Raw genomic sequence first — 20,595 nt, 5'->3', positions numbered from 1 at the left:
AGCGCCCAGAAAGATGCCCGCGATGGAGGAGACCATGAAGACAAGCCTCTCGATGACGGAGGAGGTGGTGCAGGCCGCATCGCATGCGCAGACAGAAACATCACGTTACCGCTGGGTAGTGCTGGCGGTTGTCTGGGCAGCGTTCCTGTTGAGCTATGTGGATCGCGTGGCATGGAGCAGCGTTGCCGCACCGGTCGGGCACTCGCTTGGGTTGTCCGTGTCCATGCTGGGCGCGTTCGTCACCGCGTTCTACATCGGCTACGTGCTGGCCAATATCGCGGGCGGCATCCTGACCGATGTGCTCGGCGGTCGCACTACGCTCACTGTGGCGCTCGTGCCGCTGGGCGTGCTCACGTTCTGTTTCGGCTTTGCGCATACCTTGTGGTCGGGCATTGCCATCCAGTTTGCGATGGGTCTGGCAGCGGGGGCGGACTATTCCGCCGGCATGAAGATCATCGCTGCTTGGTTCCGCAAGGACCGTGGCCGCGCCATGGGGCTTTACACTACCGCGACGTCGTTGGCCGTGGTGCTTACCAATGCCACTGTGCCGACGATCTCGCAGTGGTATGGGTGGCAGAACGCCTTCCGCCTGCTGGGCGGCATCACGCTCGCATGTGCAGTGGTTGCCTGGTTCGTATTGCGGGATGCGCCCGAAGGCGAGCCCCCGCTCGCGCGTATCAAGGGGGCTGACATCCTCGCGCTACTCAAGAACCGCAATCTCATCCTGCTGGCTATCGCTGGTTGCGGCGGCCTGTGGGCCACCGTGGGGTTCGGTGCGTGGGGCAACGCGTTGATGACCAAGCAGTACGGCATCTCTCCGGTGACGGCGGGTTCGATTGCTGCCACCTTTGGCATCGGGGCCGTTTGCGCCAAGCCGTTGCTCGGCTGGCTCTCCGACCTGCATGGCCATGCACGCAAGCGGATCTCGATCCTGTGCCTGGCGGGCTTTGCCGTCATGCTGATGGTCTTCGGGCAGAGTTCCACGGTCACTCAGTTCTATCTGCTGGCGCCGCTGCTGGGTGCCGTGGGATTCGGCTACACGCCCGTGCTCATGGCGCAAGTGAGCGACGCCTGCGGGCGCAACTCTGCTGGTGCCGGCGCGGGCCTGACCAACGCCATCTGGCAGTCGGGCAGTGCCGTGTCACCGCTGGTGGTGGGCTACTTCTACGGGCAGACGCATTCGTTCTCGGTGGCGCTGGGGGCGCTTGCCGTTGGGCCGGTGGTGGCCGTGGCTGCGCTCATGCTCTTGCCGGGCCGGCCGCAAAAGTAGGCAGTGGCAGGATCGGTTGTTCCGCGTCGAGGTTGAGAGAGCGGGTGCCATCGGGAGACGTCTTGGTCTCGGTTTTTCATTGGGTAGGAATGACCCATTCTTATGGGTTCAACGCTCGCGCCCGCTCCCCGCACATCCGCGCCAACCGATCCCGCAACGTACGGCCTGCGCTGTCCAGTTCCGATCGTGCGTATAACGCTAACTCCAACCCATCGATGTCGGGAAAACCGTCAGCGACGCCCAACATGCGATGCCCCGGCTGCACGCTGCCGGCTGGCAGCAGGCTGACGCCCAGTCCGGCGCTGACCGCTGCGCTCAAGCTGGCCAGGCTCGCACTCGAATAGCTGATTCGCCAGGGCCGCCCCTGGGCTTCGAGCGCGTGGATCATCTCCTGCCGATACAGCGCCCCCAGTGGAAACACCACCAGCGGCAGGGCATCCGTGGCGGCGTGCTGCGCCAGCACGGGGCGTGCGGCGCTTTCCACCCAACACAGCGGTTCTGGCCAGCGCGCATGGCAATCGCTATCGGCGCCCCATTGCTTGACGAGCAGCAGGTCGAGATCGCCGTTTCGATAGAGTCGCAGCACGTGATGGCTCAAGCCGCTTTCCACCTCCAGTCGCAAGCGCGGGCGTTCCACCGCAAAGTCCGCCACCAGCGGCATCAGCGCCTCGCCGCCCAAGTCTTCCGGTACGCCCAGGCGCAGGACCCCTTCCGTGTGCTCGGGGCTGAGCGCTTCGCTGGTTTCGTTGGCAAGGCGTAGCAGCCGGCGGGCGTACCCGACCAGGCGGTCGCCTTCTTCGGTGGGCAGGACCTGGCGCTGGCTGCGGTCCAGCAAGCGACAACCGAAGTGCTGCTCCAGCCGGATCACCTGCTGGCTGACGGTCGATTGCGTCAGGTGCAGGTGTTCTGCCGCGCGCGTGAAATTGCCTGTGTCGACTACGGTGACAAAGCTACGCAGCAAGACGAGGTCAATCATTCGGAATCCCACTCATAGGCATTCAATCATTTAATTTGAACATGCCTGGGGGCGCAACCATAATCGGCCCCTTCAGGAGAACACCATGTCCGACGAGCAGTACATGCGCGAGGCCGTTGCACTCGCGCGCGACAACGTCAACGCGGGCGGCTTGCCGTTCGGCGCGGTGCTGGTGCGTGACGGCCAGATCGTGGCGCACGGCGTCAACGAGGTTTGTGCCACGCACGACCCGACCGCCCACGCCGAGATGCAGGCCATCCGTCAGGCGAGCCTCCGGCTGGCCACGCCCGATTTGAGTGGCGCCGTGATGTACGCCAGCGGCCATCCGTGCCCGATGTGCTTTGCCGCCATGGCGCGCTGCGGCATTCGCACCGCGCATTTCGCGTATTCGAACGACGACGGCGAACCCTTCGGCATGTCCACCGCTGCGATGTATGAAGCCATGCGCGGCGCCCCCGCCGCCGGCGCACTCCAGCTCAGCGCGCTGAAGCCGGCGGGCGAGCAAGGTTTGTACGAAGCCTGGCTGGAGCGCCAGTCGTGAGCGACGCGGCCATGCAGGGCGCAGCATCGGCCGCGCCATCCGCTGTTTCCGCACGTGCCGATGCGGGCTGGATTGGCGTGGCGCTGGTCGTGGCGTTGGCGCTGAACCTGCGACCGATCCTCACGACCATTGGGCCGCTGCTGGCCGAAATTCGCGCGGGCACAGGCTTGGGCTTGCAAGGCGCATCGCTGCTCACCGTGATTCCGGTGCTGTGCATGGGCAGCGTGGCGCTGTTTCTGCCGTGGCTGGCGCGTTGGCTACCGGAGCATCGCGGCGTGGCGTGCAGCCTGCTGGCGATCGCGGGGGCATGCCTGTGGCGGCTCTGGGCCGCGCAGGGCGTGGCGCTCATCGCCAGCGCGGCCCTGGCCGGGACGGGCGTGGCGATCATCCAGGCGTTGGTGCCGGGTATCGTCAAGCGCTGGTTTCCGCAGCGCGTGCCGATGGCGCTGGGTTTGTATTCCGCCGCCTTGATGGCGGGTGGTGGCATGGCTGCCACGCTCAGCCCGCGCATCGCGCATCTGGCCGATTGGCACGCGGGCCTTGGCGTGTGGGCATTGCCAGCGCTGCTGGCGCTGGTGCTGTGGATGGCTGCACGCCCGCGCGAAGCGGCGGCGCCCACGCAGCGTGGTCCGGTGCTCAACTTCTTCGGCAACCGTCGCGCATGGCTGTTGGCGATCTACTTTGGCGCGGCCAACGGCGGTTACACCAGCATGATTGCGTGGCTGCCGATGTTCTATCGCCAATTGGGGTGGAGCGCGCAAGACGCCGGTGGCCTGATTGGCGTGATGACCATCTTCCAGGTGATCGGCGCCTTCGCCGCGCCGATGCTTGCCCGCCGCCGGCCCGATCGGCGCCTGTGGTTACTGGCGATGCTGGTGTTGCAACTGATCGGGATGGCGGGCTTGTTGCTGGCGCCGCTCGCCGGAACGGCGCTGTGGGTGGCGCTGATTGGCTGCGGCTTGGGCTCGATGTTCTCGCTGTGCCTTACGCTCACGCTCGACCACTTGCCCGATGCCCGCGCCGCCGGTTATCTGGCGGCCTTTGTGCAAGGCATCGGCTTCATCATCACCGGCATCATCCCGTATGCCGTGGGCTGGCTGCGAGAGATGACGGGCGGCTTTCAGGCGTCGTGGCTGCTGTTGCTTGCCATCGTGATCGTCTCGTCGTTGACCACGCTACGCTTTGCGCCGGCCGGTTATGCGCGCGCCATCGGGCGCGTTTGACACGGCCCCAGCCCTTTGCCGCAATGGCTTTCGGCGATTTGCAAAAAACTCTTGAAATGCGAATCATTCGCATTTATAGTCTCTCCATCGACAGCGCAGCAGCCGATGGGGCAGCCCCCAAAACGCAAGGCAACGCAGCGCATCGATCCGAATTCCGCTGCGAGTGCGCGCATCTTCTGAGGATGCAGCGCCCCGGCAACCGATCTTTTGTGGGGACCGCTCTGACACACAGAGCGTTTGGCAGTAGCAAGCCGCCCGACAGTCGGGAAAGCACTTAGACCCCGCTTTCCCGACTGCGACTTTTCCGGGCCGCCAGCCATGCCGTTTTTTTTTGAATCCCTCCTGCACCATTCCGACGATAGCGACGAATGCGACGCCGTTCCTGGCTGCCGCTGATCGCCCTCGTTTTTTTACGCTCCAACCTTCACGCTCCGACCTTCCCGTCAGGCCATGCCAAACTCGACCGACCTACCCGATTTGCGTAGAGCCGGGCTCAAAGCCACGTCGCCGCGCGTCAAGATTCTGGAAATCCTCGCGACCGGCACGGACCACAGCCGCCACCTCAGCGCCGAAGATGTGTATCGGCAGTTGCTCACGTCGGAACTCGATGTCGGCATCTCGACGGTGTATCGCGTGCTCAACCAACTGGTGGATGCCGGTGTGCTGCTGCGCCATACCTTCGAGGCCGGCCATGCGGTGTATGAGATCAACGAGGGCGCGCACCACGATCACTTGATCTGCGTGTCATGTGGCCGGGTGGAAGAGTTTCATGACGAGGCCATCGAGGTGCGCCAGGAGCGCGTGGCCAACGAGCGTGGCTTTGTGCTGCGCGATCACGCCTTGGCGCTGTATGGCCTGTGCCCGACGTGCCAGCCTGCCGCAGGCACCTCACACTGAGTGAGTGCGCATGGGCTGAGCGCATGTGAGCATGTGATCTGGTAACGCCCTGAAACAGTATCGGGGCAATCATGGCGAAACTCATCGGGCGACAGCGGTTCCAACACACCGTGTTACCCAGGAGATGCCGATGCGACGCCGTTTGAAGTCCGAAGATGAACTCAAGAGCCTGCTGGCCCGCTGTGTCCAGCAGCACCCGGAATGCGCCCAGTGCGAGTTGCGCGCCATGTGCATCCACCGCCCCGATCACACTGGTTGCAATTGGAGCGCCGAGTTCGATGTCTTGACTGAAGACGATGACGCGGCCATCCGAGGTCTGTCGGTGGCCAAGCGTTTGCTGATGCGGGCGCGTACACAGTACAACGTCGCGCGCTGAACGATATTCGCGCGCTATCCCTTGGCTTGCCGCGCGATCCGCTCCAGCAGTTCACGGGCGCTTTCGCTGTGGCCTTGGTGCGCCAGCAGGCGCGCATTCAGCACCAGGTTTTCCAGCACCAGCTTGGCGATGCTCGCCGTGAGCGAGACGATCACTTCGTCCTGGCTGAAATGCGCATCTTCCATTTGCGATAGCTGGCGCGAAACCAGCTTGCAGACCAGGTCGCGCAGCATCTGCTCGTCAAAGGGCAGGTTGGCGAAATCCACCGGGTCTTCCTTCTCGACTTCCGCGATCAACTGGACCAGCAACTCTTCGGTCATGATGCGTCCCCCGTTCAGGTTTGGACCAGTCTACGCCTGCACTCGCCAAAAATGAAACGGGCCCGCATGGTTTGTCCCCATGCGGGCCCGCAGGTGTTGTGACATTGCGTCGGCCGTTATTTGCGGCGCACGAAGTGGATCGGCTGTTCAACTGCGGCAGACGAAGACGATTCGCCCGATGCGCATCCGCTGCAGCCACTGCCGCATGCGCTGCCCGACAGCGGATCGGAATGGCACGAAGGTGCCTCGCCCGGCGTGAGCAAGCGCTGCCCGAAGGCGCGCATCCAATCGGGTCGTGAAGGCCGATCGCACCAGCCCGCCACACGCGCCATCGTGCGCGCCCGCATGGCCGGCGCATAGCGGCCGGTAATCGACAGCGCGCTGAATGCCACCACGGTAGCAACAACGCCGGTTTCAACCACGTGGTACACGCTCATGTCAGCACCCGTGCGATCTGGTAGGTAGCAAAGGCGGCCAGGTAGGCCAGTGCGAAGAGGTAACCGGCCGTAGCGGCCATCACCTTCCACGAGTTGGTCTCGCGGCGGATGGTGGCCAGCGTCGAGATGCATTGCGGCGCGTACACGTACCACGCCAGGAAGGCCAGCGCGGTGGCCAGCGACCATTGCTGAGCGATCACGGGTGCCAGTTGCGCGGCCGCATCTTCATGCGTGGCCGACAGCGAATACACCGTCGCCAGCGCACCCACGGCGACCTCACGCGCGGCCATGCCCGGAATCAGCGCAATGCACATCTGCCACGTAAAACCGATCGGCGCGAACACGACTTCCAGCGCGCGGCCGATCATGCCGGCAAAGCTGTAATCGATGGCCGGCAGGGTGGCGTTGGCGGGCGGCGCCGGGAAGCTCGACAGGAACCACAGCACCACCATCATCTTGAGGATGACGGTGCCGATGCGGCGCAGGAAGATGCGCGCGCGTTCGATCAAGCCGACGGCCAGGTTGCGCACGCTGGGCAGGCGGTACGACGGCAATTCCAGAATGAGCGGGTGTTCGTTGCGGTCGCGCTTGAGGTACTTCAGCACGTAGGCCACCACCAGCGCCGACACGATGCCCGCCATATAGAGCCCAAACAGCACCAGGCCCTGCAGGTTGAACACGCCCCACACCTGCCGCATCGGAATGAACGCGCCAATCAGCAACGCATACACCGGCAGGCGCGCGGAACACGTCATCAGCGGCGCAACCAGAATCGTGACCAGCCGGTCGCGCGGGTCCTGGATCGTGCGCGTGGCCATCACGCCGGGGATCGCGCAGGCAAAGCTCGACAGCAGCGGAATGAACGAGCGCCCCGACAGCCCGGCACCGGCCATCAGCCGATCAAGTAGGAACGCTGCACGCGGCAGGTAGCCCGATTCTTCCAGCGAGAGGATGAAGAGGAACAGGATCAGGATCTGTGGCAGGAACACCAGCACGCTGCCCACGCCGGCGATGATGCCGTTGACCAGCAGGCTCTTGAGCAGGCCGTCGGGCATGACCGTGCCGACCCACACGCCCACGGCCTCCACCGCGCCCTGGATGCCCTCCATGAGCGGCTGTGCCCACGAGAACACGGCCTGGAACATGAAGAACATCAGCACGGCCAATAGCAGCAGGCCGAACACCGGGTGCAGCACGATGCGATCGAGCCGGTCGTCCAACTCGGCCGTGCTGCGCGGCATGGTCACTGCCGCGTCGAGCAGACGCTTCACCTCAACGTGCGGATCCGCGTCGGCCGGCAGCCCCGCCGGTACGGCCGGCAATTGCTCATGATCGATATGCGCGACGAGCTCGGCAGCGCCATTGCGCTTGATCGCCACGGTCTGCACCACCGGCACGCCCAGCGCGGCTTCCAGCTTGGCGCGGTCAATGCGGATGCCGCGCCGTTCGGCCGCATCCACCATGTTCAGCGCCAGCACCATCGGCAGGCCCAGGCGTTGCAGTTCCAGCACAAAGCGCAGGTGCAGCCGCAGGTTGGTGGCATCGACTACGCAGATCAGCAGATCAGGCCGCGCCTCGCCCCGGAACGTACCCAAGCAGATGTCGCGCGTGATGGCTTCGTCTGGGCTGGTGGCGATCAGGCTGTAGGCGCCGGGCAAATCCAGAATCTGTACGTGCCGACCCGACGGTGCAGTGAAGCGGCCTTCCTTGCGCTCGACCGTCACGCCCGCGTAGTTGGCGACCTTCTGGCGGCTGCCCGTCAGGAGGTTGAACAGCGCGGTCTTGCCGCAGTTGGGGTTGCCAACCAGGGCCACCCGCAGTGCGGGCGAGGAAGAGGAGGGGGAAGAAGCGTGCATCTGCATGAAGCCGGATAAGCGAGGCCGGGAAAGCGGCCGAAAGCAAAGGCGGGGCTAAGCAGCCTCGCGCACCTTGGGAGGCGGTGCCGTCTCTGTGGCGGTAATGACAGTGGCGGCAGGTTGTGCGGCGGTTTGGGCGCGCAGGCGCACACGGGCGGCCTCTTGTCGGCGCAGCGCAAAGCGCGTGAAGCCCACTTGCACCACCAGCGGGTCCCCGCCGAAGGGCCCCACGGCCACCACGCGCACCTCTTCACCCGTCACGAACCCGAGTTCGCGCAGGCGCTGGCTGATGGGATCGGCGGTCTCACGGTCTTCAACGTGATCCACCACCGCCGTGGCCCGGCGGGAAAGCTCGGAAAGCCGCATCGTGCGAGATCGTTAACGTGGTAACTGCTAGGTGGCTAAATGCGAATCGTTTTCATTATATCGCAACAGGCAGCCCGAGGGCCCACGGCACCGCGTCGCCCGGATGGATATTTTGACGGAGGGCAGAAGATGCAACTGAAGACTGCCGTGTGCGTTGTACCCAAGGCACAAAACGCGGCAGATTCCCGTAAAACCGTTGTCGGTACGGGGTTTTTGCCAAATTACCTTATCCTGGGTATTGGCTGGGCTGGGGTCCTTGCCTATCCTTCAAGTGCGCTGAACTTCCCCGTTCAAAGCGTATTCTTGAGGCCACCGGATACCGCATCCGGTGGCTTTTTTCATGGGCGCGCGGTTCAGTCGGTCGCAATGGCGCCGCGCCCGGCATGTTTCGCGCGATAGCACGCCGCGTCGGCGCGGGCCAGGAAGGCACTGGCGTCGGTATCGTCGGGGCGCAACTCCACCACACCCTGTGACAGGGCGATCTCAGCACGGGCGCCTGCGGCCTCAACCGGCTGTCGCGCCAGCGCCGCGCGAATCCGATCCGCAAACGTGACGGCCGCCTGCATGTCGCAATGGGGCAGGATCACGGCAAATTCGTCGCCGCCGAGGCGCGCTACGTGGTCTTGCGTACGGGTGTTCTGCACGATGCGCTCGGCCACGCCACGCAACACGTCGTCGCCGGCGGCATGGCCGTACCGGTCGTTGATGGCCTTGAAGCCATCCAGGTCGATCATGATGAGCGCCATGGGCGCGCGCGTGCCGGGGCTGCTGCGATGCGCGTCAAATTGCGCGCGGAATGTGGCGTCAAAGCCGCGCCGGTTCAGCAGGCCGGTCAGGACGTCGTGCGTGGCATCCCAGGCGATGCGTTGTACGGTTTCACGCGTGGCCGACACATCGCGCAGCACCAGCACGCCACTGCCCGAGGTGCCGGGCAGCGGCCCCCAAGAAAGCTCGACATCGTGGCGGCGGCCATCGGCGCGCTCCAGGCGCAAGCTGCCGAACAGTGTGCCGCCCCCGCGCAGCAGTTGCGTGGGGATGACGCGCCGGCCACCGTCATGCTCAAACAGATGCAGCAGCCGATTAATCGACTGGCCGACCGCGCGCGCCGGGTGCATGCCCACCAGCGTTTCGATGGCGCGGCTGGCGTGCGTGACGGTGCCGTCGCCATCGATGGTGAGCAGCGGTTCCTGAATGGCGTCGAGTACCAGCAGCGCGGCACGCACCTCGTGTTCGAGCGCCTCCTTGGCGCGTTGTTCGCGGGTGCTGTCAACCACGGCAACCGCCCATCCTGCCAATGGCGTGCCGGCGCCACCGACGGGTCGCGCCGTCAGCAGGACCGCACCGATGCTCTCGCCTTGCCCTGTCGCCACCACCATCGGGTGGTCGGCCAGCGCCAGCGGCGCATGTGGCAGTTGCGACAGCGCAGCGGCCACGGCCCGTGCGGCGGGGGAGGTGGCAGCGGCGTCCGTGGCTTGCAGGGCCTGGCTGATGGCATGCGCACTGGCCCCAAGCAAGCGCTCAAAACGCACGTTGGCGAACGGCACCGCCAGGGTGCGATCCAGAAAGGCCAGCCCGACCGGTGCCTGCTCGGCCAGCCCACGGAAGAAGGCGACATCCTGCTCGCTGGCGGCCAGCGTCTGTTCCCAATACTCGGCAAGGTGGCCGATGCGCGTGGCCAGCGCGCCCACTTCGGTGCCGGGGTCGAAGGCCGAGGCCTTGGCGTCAGCCAGTTCGCCCAGCCGAGTGAGCGGACCGGGTGGTGGGGCGTCGTGCAGGGCTGGCCTGCCGGACACCGGCGCCACCGGGTGAATCGGCATGCCACCCTCCACCTCGTGGCGTAGGCGTTCCAGCGGACTGACCGCGCGCTCGATCCAGAACCAGGCGAACAGCAGGCACAGCGCGCCAAACGCAATACCGGCGGCGATGAGCGTGCGTGTTGTGCGGTTGGCGCCTGCATAGGCTTCCTGTTCGGGCCACCAGACGCCCACGCTCCACGGCACGGCGTTCAGGCGGCGGTAGCCCACGATGATGGCCGGCTGCCCTGGTGGGCTGAACACCGTGCCCTGGCTCCACCCCTGCGTGGCTGCGCGCGCAGATGCCGGCATCGCGGCCAGATCGGGCGCCTGCTGCAACTGGCGCGAGCGGTCGGGCGCGACGATGTATTTGCCGGCTTCCGACACCATCACCAGCCGGCCCGTGCGCCCGAGCCGCACGGCCTCCAGGTCGGTCAGCATCGGGTTGCGCGACAGCTCGATCGAGCCGATCACCAGCCCTGCGAAGCGCCCCGCCTCGTCGTGCAACGGCATGGCGAACGATGCCACGGGCCGCTTACCTGCCGGTGCCAGGAACGGCTCGGGCATGACGAGCCGCTGGGTCGTGCGCGCAGCCAGGAAGATGGGGTGGTTGGCCATGTTGTCGCCGCGGCGCTCGGGCAATTGCGGCGCGTCGGCCAGGATGGTGCCATCGGCCCCCACCAGCAGCAGGTTGTCGAAGGCGCCGCGCAGGTCGGCATGGTCTTCCAGCCAGGCTTGGCCCTCAGCGGCTGTGCGGGGGGTGCTGGCGGTATCGGCTGCGGCGGACAGGCGGTCGATGCTATTGGCCAGGCGCGCATCGATCGGGCGCGCGGCTTGCGACAACGCCTGGTCCAACCGACTGTCGATCTCTTGCCGCGTATCGTCATAGACTGTAGAAACCGCCACGACGATTAGTGCCGCAAACGGTATCAGCGCAGCCACCACCACGCCCGGTAGCAGACGGAACAGCAGGCGACGCGGAACAATGGGCGGTGACGGGTTCGACATGGGGCCGGATTGTAGGGCCTGTTCGCGGTTCGAAACCCGCAAATGTCAAGAAAGCCAGTTTGATTGCAACAGTGGTGTACAGACTATCCACAAGTTGCGTGCGATAGGAATTGCAAGCAAAATGCTTGCGCACTGCGTCAGCCGTTGTCCGGCACGATGCCGCAACTGCATCGTGCGCTTGGGGTGCGGTTCCTGAGCCGCGCATCGTGCAGCCTCTTTCCATACCAAGGCTCTACCGGTCATCCAAGTGCCGAAGCACGCTTTCTTTCCCACCACGCTGCGCGGCCGTTTGCTCGCACTGGCTGCGGTGGCCGCCTTGCCGGCCATCATCGTGGCGGCGGCGGGCGTGGCGCTCTACCGGGATCGGCTCAATGACCACCTCGCCCAGCGCCTGACCCACGAGACCGAAGCCGCCGCCGCACGCGTCGGCATGGTGCTCTCCAACGCCAACGAACTGCTCTCCGTGCTGGTGGCCGACGACTCCGCCCTGCGCATGGACCAGCAGGAGTGCAGCCGCTTCGTCAGCCGCGTCTTCCACAATCAGAGCGAACTCGCGAACCTCGGCATCATCGATGCGCACCACAAGCTGGTCTGCACGCCCAACACGGCCAGTCTGGGCATCGATGTGTCTGACCGGGATTACGTCAACGAGGTGCTGGCCACCGGCCAGCCGGCGCTGTCGATGTTCGTAACGGGGCGCGCGTCGAACCAGGCGGTGCTGGTTTCAGCGCGGCCCATGATCGGCGGCGACGGTGCCATCCGCGGGATTGCATACGCGGCCGTGCGGCAGCAGGCCCTGATCCTGGCCGCGGCCGGCGGCATGCCCAGTGCACCGGTCTACCTGATCGACGCGGCGGGCAACGTGCTCTCCGTCAACGGCACGGTGCCCAACGCGCAGGTGCCGGCCATTGTGCAAGGGCAGTTGGTGGCCCTGGCTGGCCAGCAGCCGGGCGAGCCGGTGTTGGTAGACGACGCGGATGGTGTGCGCCGCGCCTACGCTGCCATGGTGGTGCCGCATGCGGCGGCCGGACGGCTGCGCGTGGTGCGCGGCGTGGATGCCACCGACATCATTCGCCAGCAGCGCGATATCACCTTGGCCGGCGGCGGCGCCATCCTGCTGATGATGGTGTTGCTGCTGGCACTGATCCAGCTGGCGATGCGGCGCCTGGTGTTGCCGCGCGTGGATGCGCTGGTGGATGCGGCACGCCATTACGCGGCGGGCGATTTCTCGGCCCGTGTGGTTGAGCAGGGCGCTGCGCGCGATGAGCTTTCCTTGCTCGAGCGCACCTTCAACGAGATGCGCGCGGCCATCGAACGCCATGACGCCACTGTGCATCGCCTGACCGAACGCTTCCAGCGCGTGGCGCGGGCTACCAATGACTGGATCTTCGACTGGGACATCGCTACGGGCGAATCGTGGGCCAACGCCAGCCTGCACCGTCTGCTGGGTAGCGATGCGCTGCTCGGCCCCAGCGATGGCGAAGGCGTTTCGCGTGCGCTGACGTTCCAACAGTTCGTGCATCCGGACGACGTGGAGGCCTTTGGCCAGGAACTGCGTGCCGTGCTGCATTCGGACCGCGATAGCTGGTACCACGTCTGCCGCGTGATCGACGCCAACCGCGCCACGCGTACGGTGGAGATTCGTGCCAGCGTCTATCGCGGCAAGGACGGCCGCGCCATGCGCATGGTGGGCGGCGTGACCGACATTTCGCAGCGCTCGGCCATGGAGCACGAGCTGCGCGCGAGTGAGGCCAACCTGAGCGTGGCCGAGCAGATCGCGCAACTCGGCAGTTGGCGCTGGGATGTGCTGCGCGATTCCGCCACGTGGTCGTCTGGCATGTATGTGCTGACGGGCATGCCGCCCGGCACACCGCCCACGTTTGCACAGCAGGCGCAGTTCTTTACGAGCGAGAGCTACAACCGCCTGCGCGAAGCAGCGAGTCGTGCTGTCACCGAAGGCGAGTCGTATTCGCTGGAGCTGGAGATGATCCGCCGGGATGGCGAGCACCGCTGGGTGCTCTCGCGCGGCAACATCGAGCGCAACGACCGCGGCGAGGTGATCGCCCTGTTTGGCACCATGCAGGACATCACCGAGCGGCGCGATTCCGACGAGCAACTGCGCCTGTTGCGCCGCGTGGTCGAATCGGTGCCGTCGGGCATTACCGTGGCGGACGCGCAGCAGCCCGATATGCCGGTGGTGTATGTGAACCCCGGTTTTGAACGCATGACCGGCTACCGCGCGGAAGAAGTGCTGGGCCGCAACTGCCGCTTCCTGCATTCCTCCGAGCCGGGGCAGCCGGCATTGAACGAGGTGCGCGCTGCCCTGCGCGATGCCAGCGAGATCCGCGTGCTGCTGCGCAATTTCCGCAAGGACGGTCACCCGTTCCTGAACAACTTCCTGCTCTCGCCCGTGCGCGATGCCAAGGGCGCGGTCACGCATTACGTCGGCATTCAGGACGATGTGACCGAGCAGGAGATGACGCGTACGCGCCTGGCGCAGCACGCCACCATTGATCCGCTCACCGGCCTGCCCAACCGCACGCTGCTCGCCGACCGTGTGCAGCAGTCGGTGGAAATGGCCGCGCGTCAGCGCAGCCGCTTCTATGTGGTGCTGGTGAATATCGACCGCTTCAAGGTCATCAACGACAGCCTTGGTCATCTGCTGGGCGATGAGGTGCTGCGCCGTATTGCAGAACGCCTGCGCGATGCGGCCGACACCGTCGATACCGTGGCCCGCTTCGGCGGCGATGTGTTTGCGCTGGTGGTGTCGCATGCGGGTTCGCGTGGCGTTGAATTCGGCTTTGACTTGTTTGCCGACGCGATTCGCGTGGAAGGGCATGAGGTCTTCGTCACGGCCAGCATTGGCGTGGCGGAATACCCCACGCATGGCACAGATGCCGACACCCTGATCCGCCATGCCGAAATGGCGATGTACTACGCCAAGCAGAACGGCCGCAACCGGTTGGAGTTCTTCGCGCCTGAGATGGATATCGGCGTGTCGTATCGACTGAACCTGGAGCACCAGATCCGGGCCGCGCTGGAGCAGCGCCAGTTCCGCCTGCTGTACCAGCCGCAGATCGACACCAAGACCGGCCGCATGTGCGGGCTCGAAGCGCTGATCCGCTGGATTCACCCGACGCGCGGGCTGCTGCCGCCGGCGGCGTTCATCCCGGTGGCGGAAGAGAGCGGGTTGATCGTCGACATTGGCAATTGGGTGCTGGAAGAAGCCGCACACCAGCGCGCCGAGTGGCACGCGCGCGGCTTGGCCGATGACCTCACGATTGCCGTGAATGTGTCGCCGCTGCAGTTCAAGCGCGGCACGGTGCTGCCGATGCTGCTTAAGCTGCAGCGCCAGTACGGGCTGGGCTCGGGCTTCCTGGAGCTGGAGGTGACCGAGTCGATGCTAATGGAAGGCACCGAGCGCACCATCGAAGACCTGACCGCCATCCGCCAGCTTGGCGTGCGTATCGCCATTGACGATTTTGGTACGGGCTATTCGAGCCTGGCGTACCTGAAGCGGTTGCCGATCGACCTCATCAAGATCGACCGCGCTTTCGTCAAAGATATCGACCGCGACTCCAACGACGCGGCCATCTGTACGACGGTGGTGGTGTTGGCGCACAACCTTGGCGTGGCGGTCTGCGCGGAAGGCGTAGAAGACGCGGCGCAGTCGGCCTTCCTGACCTCGCACCGGTGCGATGTGCTGCAGGGCTATTACTTCAGCGAGCCGCTATTGCCAGAGGCGGTGACGGAGCTGCTGGAGCGCGACGCGCGCTTCACCGTATAGCGCGCGCCGCCAGGCCATATCAAGACCGGAATACGGCCACTGCGCGCTTCAGGTCTTCCGATTGGCGAGCGAGCACCGAAGCGGCTGCGGCCGCCTCTTCCACCAGCGTGGCGTTCTGCTGCGTGACCCCATCGAGCTGTGAGACCGAGTCGTTGATCTGCGCGATGCCGCTGCTCTGCTCGCGCGAGCTGGCCGAGATTTCCGACATGAGATGCGTGACGGTCTGCACCGATTGCACGATCTGCGTCATCGTCGCGCCGGCCTTGTGCACCAGCTCGACGCCGTCACGCACGGACTGGTCGGACGTACGGATGATCTCCTTGCTCTGTGCGGCGGCCTGTGCGCTGCGCTGCGCGAGGCTGCGCACCTCACCTGCCACGACGGCAAAACCACGGCCTTCTTCACCCGCGCGGGCGGCCTCCACCGCGGCATTGAGCGCGAGGATGTTGGTCTGGAAGGCGATGCTTTCAATGGTGGCGATGATCTCCGTCACGCGTTGGCTATCGGTGCGGATGGCGTCCATGGTCTGCACCACGCGTTGCACGAGCTGGCCACCATCCGACGCGATGGTGGAAGCCTGTTCAGCCAGCGCGCTGGCCTCGCGGGCATGATCGGCGTTTTGCGCCACCATCGAGGTGAGCTCTTCCATGCTCGAGGCGGTTTCTTCCAGCGCTGCGGCTTGTTGCTCGGTGCGTGCCGACAGGTCATGGTTGCCGGCAGAAATCTGCAGCGTGCTGTGGGCGACGTTCGATGCGCCGTCCTGGATGTCGCGCACGATGGACGACAGGCTTGCGCGCATGGTGCCCATGGCACGCATGACCTCGCCCACTTCATCGTTGGAGCGTGCCTGCACGGTGGTGGTCAAGTCTCCAGCGGCCAGGCGCGTGGCCAGTGTGGCGGCTTCCTCCAGCGGGCCGATGAGGGTGCGTGCCAGCAGCACGCCAGAGAACGTGGCCAACGCTGCGCAGCCCACCCCGCTCAGCCAAAGCCAGTCACGGCTGAACACGAGCCACGGCGTGCCATGCAGGTCGGCTGCTTCCAGCGCAATGTGCGCCCACACGGTGCCGATGAGGATGGCTGTGGCGATGAGGCTTTGCAGCCCGATCACCTTGAAGCGCAGGCTGTCACGCTGGAACAGGTTGAGGCTACGTCGCCAGCCCGTGCGCAGGACGCGGCCCGCCCGCACTGTGTACGACGTGTCACCTTCGTTGATGGCGGTATAGGCGCGTTGGGCACGGGCGATCTGCGCGGGTGTCGCCATGGAGCGCACCGATGTGTAACCCGTCACCGCGCCGTTTTCGAACACCGGCGTCACATTGGCGAGCACCCAGTAGAAGCCGCCGTCTTTGCGGCGGTTCTTGACGAAGCCACGCCACGGTTTGCCGGCCTGCAGCGTGGCCCACAAATCTGCGAAGGCGGCCTCGGGCATGTCGGGGTGGCGCACCAGGTTGTGGGGCGCGCCCATGAGTTCTTCCTGCGCGTAACCGCTGATGCGCACGAACGCCGCGTTGGCGAAGACGATGCGGCCTTTCAGGTCGGTGCGGGAGATGAGGTAGTCCGTTGGGTTGAGGGCGGTTTCGGCTTGTGTGACCGGCAGGTTCTTGCGCATGGTGATGCCGCGCTTCGTGGGCGCGGAAGATCGGAATTGAGCGGGAGTCCCTTCTTGCAACGGCAGCCCGGCGGCCCGCTAAAGGGGCGCAATGTGACGGGATTTGATCTTGATCAACTGGGCGCTACGCCAGCGCAAATGGGCATGACCGTTGCTAGGGTCTGTTTCCATATGAAACGCACGCACGTTGGCCCCCGCTCGGGCCAACCCTCCGGGCGAGGGGCAGATGGGCCGCATGGCGTCGTTGCGGCCGGCTTGCTTAGCTGGCTAAGCGGCGCCGTCCACGCCTAGCCCTGCGGCCCATCTGCCCCTCGCGTGCGCGCGTTTCATATGGAAACAGACCCTGCTCGCAATGCGCCCATCAGGCGTTGGAAACGGAGGAACGAGGTGCACAAGATCTGTGGGGATGTCGAGATCGTCCCGCGTGTGATTCCCGCGGGTGCCCGCGGTTGGGAAGCGCGTATCGAAGTGGTGTTCCGCAGCGCGGAGGGCCAGTCGCTAACGGGCTCGCAGCCGGTGCGGCCCGGCTGTACGTTCGGCTCGCCGCGGGAGGCGATGGATGCGGCGCTGTTGCATGGACAGCGCCTGCTGCGCGATTGGGTGCGCGGCGCGGCCCCGCCCAATGCCGGGGCCGCTACATAAGCGACAGCGCGTCTGTCAGTCCATTAGCGCGCTTCGATGGCTTTGCGCTCCTCGCGCGAGAGGCCGGCTGTCCAGTAGCCCTTGGCGTCAATGGCGTCGTGCGGCACCGACCACGCGCCTTCCAGCAGCGCGCGCACATGCTTGAGCAACGAGGCTTCGCCAGCCAGGAACACCTGCGGTGTGCCGGATGGCATCGGTTGCGCGCTGAGCGCCCCGACCATCATGGCCCCTGCATGCGCGGTGTCGGTTTCCACCCAGTGGATGCCTTGGCTGCGCGGGTGCGTGGCAAAGCTGCCTTCCAGCGGCAGCCGCGCACGTGCATCGCCGATGGCAATGTAGGTTTGCACGTGCGCGTGCTCCGGCAGGCTTTCCAGAATGGCAAAGATGGCGGGCAGGGCGGTTTCGTCGCCCACGAGCAAGGTCCACGGCGCGGTGGGGTCGGCTACGAAGCCGCGCTTGGGGCCGGCAAATTCCACTTCGTCGCCGGGCGCGGCGCGTTCCAGCCAGCGCGCGGCCGGACCATGCTGCGCGGCAGGCGTTTCGTCGTGCACGACAAAATCGATTTCTAGCTCACCGCGCGCGGCGTGATACCGGCGGATCGTATAGGCACGGCCGAGCTTGCGACCGGAGCCTGCAGCATCGTGCGCAAACATCAGCTTGATGGCGGCGCCAGGTGGCGCATTGGCCAGATCGGCCAGGTCTGCCGCCGTGCCGGTAAAGACCACCCGCCGCATGCGCGGCGAGAGCGTGTGGACGGCCTGCACGCGCACGCGGCGTGTGGTGGGTTTGAGGGGGCTGAGCAGCTGCGACATGAGACCTTGTGTGCGAGTGAGGGCAAACATAGTGGCTGCGGAAAGAGGGACCGGCGAAGGCGCAGGGTCAGCGCCCTTCGGTGATTTCCTTCAAGGCACGTAGCAGGATGTCTGCCACGCGTTGTTGTTCTTCGCGCGAGGCGAAGCGCTTTTCCATCAGGGCGAACTTCAGGCGCCAGCGGGCCGCGCGAAGGGGGTCGTTGCCCGTGTCGGCCCATTCGCCGGCGTGTTCGGTTTCGCGGTCGAAGGCCATGGCTTCGTTCATGCGCTTGACGCGTTCGCCCATGGCGCGCAATTGCGCGAGGATGGCGTCGGCGCTGTTCTGGCGCTCGGCCAGCCATGCCTCGCCTTCGGGCGTGATGCCGTAGCGCTTCTTGTTGCCCTCGGCGGTGACGGAGGCGAAGCCGTGGTCTTCCAGATACGACAGCGCCGGATACACCATGCCGGGGCTCGGTGTATAGAAGCCCAGCGAATGCTCTTCCACGGCCTTGATCAACTCGTAGCCGTGGCGCGGGGCTTCTTTGAGCAGTGCAAGCAGCACGAGCTGCAAGTCGGCTGAACTGAGCCGCCGACCACGCCAGGGGCTACCGCCTTCGTCATCGCCTTCTCCATAGCCGCCCGGGCCGCCAAAGCCACCCATTCCCCCCATGCCGCGGCCGAAACCGCCTCGTCCATGGCCGTGGCGGCCCATCATCGTGAAGTGCTTCTCCATCCACAGCTTGTGGTGGTGTCCAAACCATCCGCGCATCGTCGTTCTCCTGCTGAACATCGTCAGATATATCGTAAGATACATCGGATGATAGTGGCAACGGCACGGAAATCAAGGGCCACGATCGAAAAGTTGGAAGACGGAAGTATTGGAGCCAGAAAAAAAGCCCGCAATGAGCGGGCTTCTAGAGACGATGCGCGGTCCTTTTTGCCGGACCGCTTTCCATCGGGCAACGCAGCTCCCCCGATCAGGGGAGGCGTTGCCATAGACGTGCGGCGCAATCAGATCTGAATGGCGGCGCGCCGTTGCTTCTGCATATTGTTGACGAAGAGGATGGTGAGCAGCAGCACGGCGGCAATCGTGAAGATGGTCGCCCCCAGACTTTCCGGGGCCATGCCTTGGGCCATGTTATGCGCGGCGTGTTCGTCATGGACGAACGTCGCGGCGCTCATGCCGGTGTAGTGCATGCCGCAAACGGCGATTCCCATGACCATGGCGCTGCCGAGCAATTGCACCCAGCCGCGTGTATGAAAGGCGAGCCAGAGGGCCGCAATCGACGCCGCCACTGCGATGACGAGCGACAGTGCCACGATGCCCATGTCGTACACGGTGGTTGCGGGCATCAACATCGCCGCCATGCCCATGTAATGCATGCCGCCCACGCCCAGCCCCATGACGGTACCGGCGGCAACCAGCCGGCCCCAGTTGGACGTATTGCCGCTGACAATGGCCAGGCCGACGATGCACGAGACAATCCCCACCAGGGCCGAGACCAGCGTCAGCACCACATCGTAGGAAACGGGCATCGCCATTTCGCACCCGAGCATGGCAATGAAATGCATGGCCCAGATGGCCCCGCCACCCATGGCGGCGCCGGATGCCAGCAACGCGGTCCGCCGTTGCTCCGCGGTTTTTGCCCCTGGAATATCGAGTGCCAATTGCAGTGCGGTGTAAGAGCCAAGCACCGAAATAACGTACGACAGGGCAATCAATAGACCATTTTGTGTATGGTGAATATCAGTCATGAGAAACTTGATTAATCGTGGTGAGAAATCGTGAAACAGCAGTGGTGGGCACCAAGGCTGGTGCAGGACGTCTCCTCAACCTCGATTTTCGTATTGTTCGTGGCGCCTTGAACAATCCCTTTTAGGAATCCAGAAAAGAAATGGCAAGTGTTGCCGTGGTGGTCACGGCTGAAAAATGGGCTCGACTTCGTGCGGAGATTATCGCCATCCAGTTCGACCGGAATGAGATCACGGAGCGCGGGCACGGCAATTTGCTTAAGCGACTGATTGACGTTGAGCTTGGCCCCGCGAGAGAAATCGCGACGATATACCCACGAACCCACGCGCAGTCCGATTTGCGTCAGCACAGATTCCTGCACGCTGCTCGGTAATTCACGCTGTAGCTGCACGAGCCTGGGTAATACGTTCGGATAGCTTGCCGCCAATTGCGGGAGGAGTCGCTCGATGCTTTCCTCGTCAAACCTGGGTTTGGGTGAGGGTGGGGCGAGCGGCTTTTTGTCGTGCTCCGCCGATCGAGTGGCCGTGGGCTTTTCTCCGATCTCTGAGGAGGGAACGGTCGCCGCGGCAAGCACTGCACTGGGTTGCACCGCAGATGGTGCAGGAGACTCCAAGACCTGAACGCTGCACGAGCGCACCCGGGCATGGCTGCTCAGATGGTCGGCAAGCTCAAATAGTCGTTCTTCCGGGCCGCGGACCACCAGGCTGGCGGACGCACCTTGTGCGCCCCCGAACATCGCGTGTTTCTGGAGCCGGAATCCGTAGAAGGTAATGCTTTTCCCAAGTTCGAGTAGTAGCCCTTCTTTCGCGTCCGCGACAATGCGGATCTGAGCGTCCACAGTATGGATTTCACTCACAACTTCCCCGTTGATTTGTTTTATTTTCGCTATTTTATTGATAAGTTTGATGCGGATCAATAAATGCGATGGCGTTTTTTCAATCGTTTAACAT

18 protein-coding genes are annotated in these 20,595 nt (G+C 64.8%); 7 read left to right on the top strand and 11 right to left on the bottom strand.

Going from position 1 to position 20,595, the window contains the following annotated elements:
- The first annotated feature begins 34 nt into the window (after positions 1-34).
- Entirely contained in the window at positions 35-1,270 is a 1,236-nt protein-coding gene (locus tag ACS7SF_RS21265; protein ID WP_439894105.1) for an MFS transporter, read from the top strand.
- A gap of 100 nt (positions 1,271-1,370) precedes the next feature.
- On the opposite strand, the gene ACS7SF_RS21260 is transcribed toward ACS7SF_RS21265, so the two are convergent.
- Positions 1,371-2,246, bottom strand: a complete 876-nt coding sequence (locus ACS7SF_RS21260; protein ID WP_439894104.1) for a LysR family transcriptional regulator — start codon at positions 2,244-2,246, stop codon at positions 1,371-1,373.
- 85 nt (positions 2,247-2,331) lie between these two features.
- Between ACS7SF_RS21260 and ACS7SF_RS21255 the strand changes: the two genes are divergently transcribed.
- The 4 genes from ACS7SF_RS21255 to ACS7SF_RS21240 all read left to right on the top strand — a co-directional run bounded on the left by ACS7SF_RS21255 (position 2,332) and on the right by ACS7SF_RS21240 (position 5,283).
- On the top strand, positions 2,332-2,787 hold the full coding sequence (locus ACS7SF_RS21255; RefSeq protein ID WP_439894103.1) for a nucleoside deaminase: 456 nt from the start codon (positions 2,332-2,334) through the stop codon (positions 2,785-2,787).
- Between the two features lie 11 nt (positions 2,788-2,798).
- Positions 2,799-4,010, top strand: a complete 1,212-nt coding sequence (locus tag ACS7SF_RS21250; RefSeq protein WP_439894449.1) for a CynX/NimT family MFS transporter — start codon at positions 2,799-2,801, stop codon at positions 4,008-4,010.
- 450 nt (positions 4,011-4,460) lie between these two features.
- Positions 4,461-4,907, top strand: coding sequence for a ferric iron uptake transcriptional regulator (gene fur / locus ACS7SF_RS21245; RefSeq protein WP_439894102.1), 447 nt, complete (start codon positions 4,461-4,463; stop codon positions 4,905-4,907).
- Between the two features lie 130 nt (positions 4,908-5,037).
- Positions 5,038-5,283 (top strand): hypothetical protein, encoded by a 246-nt coding sequence (locus ACS7SF_RS21240; protein ID WP_439894101.1) that lies wholly within the window; start codon positions 5,038-5,040, stop codon positions 5,281-5,283.
- 14 nt (positions 5,284-5,297) lie between these two features.
- On the opposite strand, the gene ACS7SF_RS21235 is transcribed toward ACS7SF_RS21240, so the two are convergent.
- The 5 genes from ACS7SF_RS21235 to ACS7SF_RS21215 all read right to left on the bottom strand — a co-directional run bounded on the left by ACS7SF_RS21235 (position 5,298) and on the right by ACS7SF_RS21215 (position 11,063).
- On the bottom strand, positions 5,298-5,603 hold the full coding sequence (locus tag ACS7SF_RS21235) for a hypothetical protein (RefSeq protein ID WP_439894100.1): 306 nt from the start codon (positions 5,601-5,603) through the stop codon (positions 5,298-5,300).
- 116 nt (positions 5,604-5,719) lie between these two features.
- Positions 5,720-6,040 carry a DUF6587 family protein gene (locus ACS7SF_RS21230; protein WP_426399681.1) on the bottom strand — a complete coding sequence of 107 codons (321 nt, stop codon included), beginning with the start codon at positions 6,038-6,040 and terminating at the stop codon, positions 5,720-5,722.
- Positions 6,037-7,902 carry a ferrous iron transport protein B gene (gene feoB / locus ACS7SF_RS21225; RefSeq protein ID WP_439894099.1) on the bottom strand — a complete coding sequence of 622 codons (1,866 nt, stop codon included), beginning with the start codon at positions 7,900-7,902 and terminating at the stop codon, positions 6,037-6,039. The genes ACS7SF_RS21230 and feoB overlap by 4 nt, the downstream gene beginning before the upstream one ends.
- A 48-nt stretch (positions 7,903-7,950) precedes the next feature.
- Entirely contained in the window at positions 7,951-8,262 is a 312-nt protein-coding gene (locus ACS7SF_RS21220) for a FeoA family protein (protein ID WP_439894098.1), read from the bottom strand.
- A 353-nt stretch (positions 8,263-8,615) separates the two neighbouring features.
- A complete protein-coding gene (locus ACS7SF_RS21215) occupies positions 8,616-11,063 on the bottom strand; it encodes a diguanylate cyclase (RefSeq protein ID WP_439894097.1) in 2,448 nt (815 codons plus the stop codon).
- A gap of 247 nt (positions 11,064-11,310) precedes the next feature.
- Between ACS7SF_RS21215 and ACS7SF_RS21210 the strand changes: the two genes are divergently transcribed.
- Positions 11,311-14,850, top strand: coding sequence for an EAL domain-containing protein (locus tag ACS7SF_RS21210; RefSeq protein WP_439894096.1), 3,540 nt, complete (start codon positions 11,311-11,313; stop codon positions 14,848-14,850).
- 19 nt (positions 14,851-14,869) lie between these two features.
- Here the strand turns inward: ACS7SF_RS21210 and ACS7SF_RS21205 are convergent, their stop codons facing one another.
- Complete coding sequence (locus tag ACS7SF_RS21205) at positions 14,870-16,459, bottom strand: methyl-accepting chemotaxis protein (protein WP_439894095.1); 1,590 nt, start codon at positions 16,457-16,459, stop codon at positions 14,870-14,872.
- A 387-nt stretch (positions 16,460-16,846) separates the two neighbouring features.
- Between ACS7SF_RS21205 and ACS7SF_RS21200 the strand changes: the two genes are divergently transcribed.
- A complete protein-coding gene (locus ACS7SF_RS21200; RefSeq protein ID WP_439894094.1) occupies positions 16,847-17,101 on the top strand; it encodes a hypothetical protein in 255 nt (84 codons plus the stop codon).
- A gap of 23 nt (positions 17,102-17,124) precedes the next feature.
- On the opposite strand, the gene ACS7SF_RS21195 is transcribed toward ACS7SF_RS21200, so the two are convergent.
- The 4 genes from ACS7SF_RS21195 to ACS7SF_RS21180 all read right to left on the bottom strand — a co-directional run bounded on the left by ACS7SF_RS21195 (position 17,125) and on the right by ACS7SF_RS21180 (position 20,561).
- A complete protein-coding gene (locus ACS7SF_RS21195; RefSeq protein WP_439894093.1) occupies positions 17,125-17,943 on the bottom strand; it encodes a siderophore-interacting protein in 819 nt (272 codons plus the stop codon).
- A 37-nt stretch (positions 17,944-17,980) separates the two neighbouring features.
- Positions 17,981-18,661: a PadR family transcriptional regulator gene (locus tag ACS7SF_RS21190; protein WP_439894092.1), complete on the bottom strand. Its 681-nt coding sequence runs from the start codon at positions 18,659-18,661 to the stop codon at positions 17,981-17,983.
- A 242-nt stretch (positions 18,662-18,903) separates the two neighbouring features.
- Entirely contained in the window at positions 18,904-19,647 is a 744-nt protein-coding gene (locus ACS7SF_RS21185; protein ID WP_439894091.1) for an MHYT domain-containing protein, read from the bottom strand.
- A gap of 11 nt (positions 19,648-19,658) precedes the next feature.
- Positions 19,659-20,561: a hypothetical protein gene (locus ACS7SF_RS21180; RefSeq protein WP_439894090.1), complete on the bottom strand. Its 903-nt coding sequence runs from the start codon at positions 20,559-20,561 to the stop codon at positions 19,659-19,661.
- Positions 20,562-20,595 lie beyond the last annotated feature (34 nt).

This window comes from Ralstonia sp. 25C (assembly GCF_051904805.1).
Classification (GTDB): Bacteria; Pseudomonadota; Gammaproteobacteria; order Burkholderiales; family Burkholderiaceae; genus Ralstonia.
This window is presented reverse-complemented; position numbering and strand designations above follow the sequence as displayed.

Excerpts from the sequence above, each read along its gene's own strand:
- ACS7SF_RS21185 (WP_439894091.1), bottom strand. The coding sequence starts at position 19,647 with ATGACTGATATTCACCATACACAAAATGGTCTATTGATTGCCCTGTCG.
- ACS7SF_RS21220 (WP_439894098.1), bottom strand. The coding sequence starts at position 8,262 with ATGCGGCTTTCCGAGCTTTCCCGCCGGGCCACGGCGGTGGTGGATCAC.
- feoB (WP_439894099.1), bottom strand. The coding sequence starts at position 7,902 with ATGCAGATGCACGCTTCTTCCCCCTCCTCTTCCTCGCCCGCACTGCGG.
- ACS7SF_RS21190 (WP_439894092.1), bottom strand. The coding sequence starts at position 18,661 with ATGCGCGGATGGTTTGGACACCACCACAAGCTGTGGATGGAGAAGCAC.
- fur (WP_439894102.1), top strand. The coding sequence starts at position 4,461 with ATGCCAAACTCGACCGACCTACCCGATTTGCGTAGAGCCGGGCTCAAA.
- ACS7SF_RS21260 (WP_439894104.1), bottom strand. The coding sequence starts at position 2,246 with ATGATTGACCTCGTCTTGCTGCGTAGCTTTGTCACCGTAGTCGACACA.
- ACS7SF_RS21255 (WP_439894103.1), top strand. The coding sequence starts at position 2,332 with ATGTCCGACGAGCAGTACATGCGCGAGGCCGTTGCACTCGCGCGCGAC.
- ACS7SF_RS21195 (WP_439894093.1), bottom strand. The coding sequence starts at position 17,943 with ATGTTTGCCCTCACTCGCACACAAGGTCTCATGTCGCAGCTGCTCAGC.
- ACS7SF_RS21215 (WP_439894097.1), bottom strand. The coding sequence starts at position 11,063 with ATGTCGAACCCGTCACCGCCCATTGTTCCGCGTCGCCTGCTGTTCCGT.
- ACS7SF_RS21205 (WP_439894095.1), bottom strand. The coding sequence starts at position 16,459 with ATGCGCAAGAACCTGCCGGTCACACAAGCCGAAACCGCCCTCAACCCA.
- ACS7SF_RS21240 (WP_439894101.1), top strand. The coding sequence starts at position 5,038 with ATGCGACGCCGTTTGAAGTCCGAAGATGAACTCAAGAGCCTGCTGGCC.
- ACS7SF_RS21235 (WP_439894100.1), bottom strand. The coding sequence starts at position 5,603 with ATGACCGAAGAGTTGCTGGTCCAGTTGATCGCGGAAGTCGAGAAGGAA.
- ACS7SF_RS21250 (WP_439894449.1), top strand. The coding sequence starts at position 2,799 with ATGCAGGGCGCAGCATCGGCCGCGCCATCCGCTGTTTCCGCACGTGCC.
- ACS7SF_RS21265 (WP_439894105.1), top strand. The coding sequence starts at position 35 with ATGAAGACAAGCCTCTCGATGACGGAGGAGGTGGTGCAGGCCGCATCG.
- ACS7SF_RS21230 (WP_426399681.1), bottom strand. The coding sequence starts at position 6,040 with ATGAGCGTGTACCACGTGGTTGAAACCGGCGTTGTTGCTACCGTGGTG.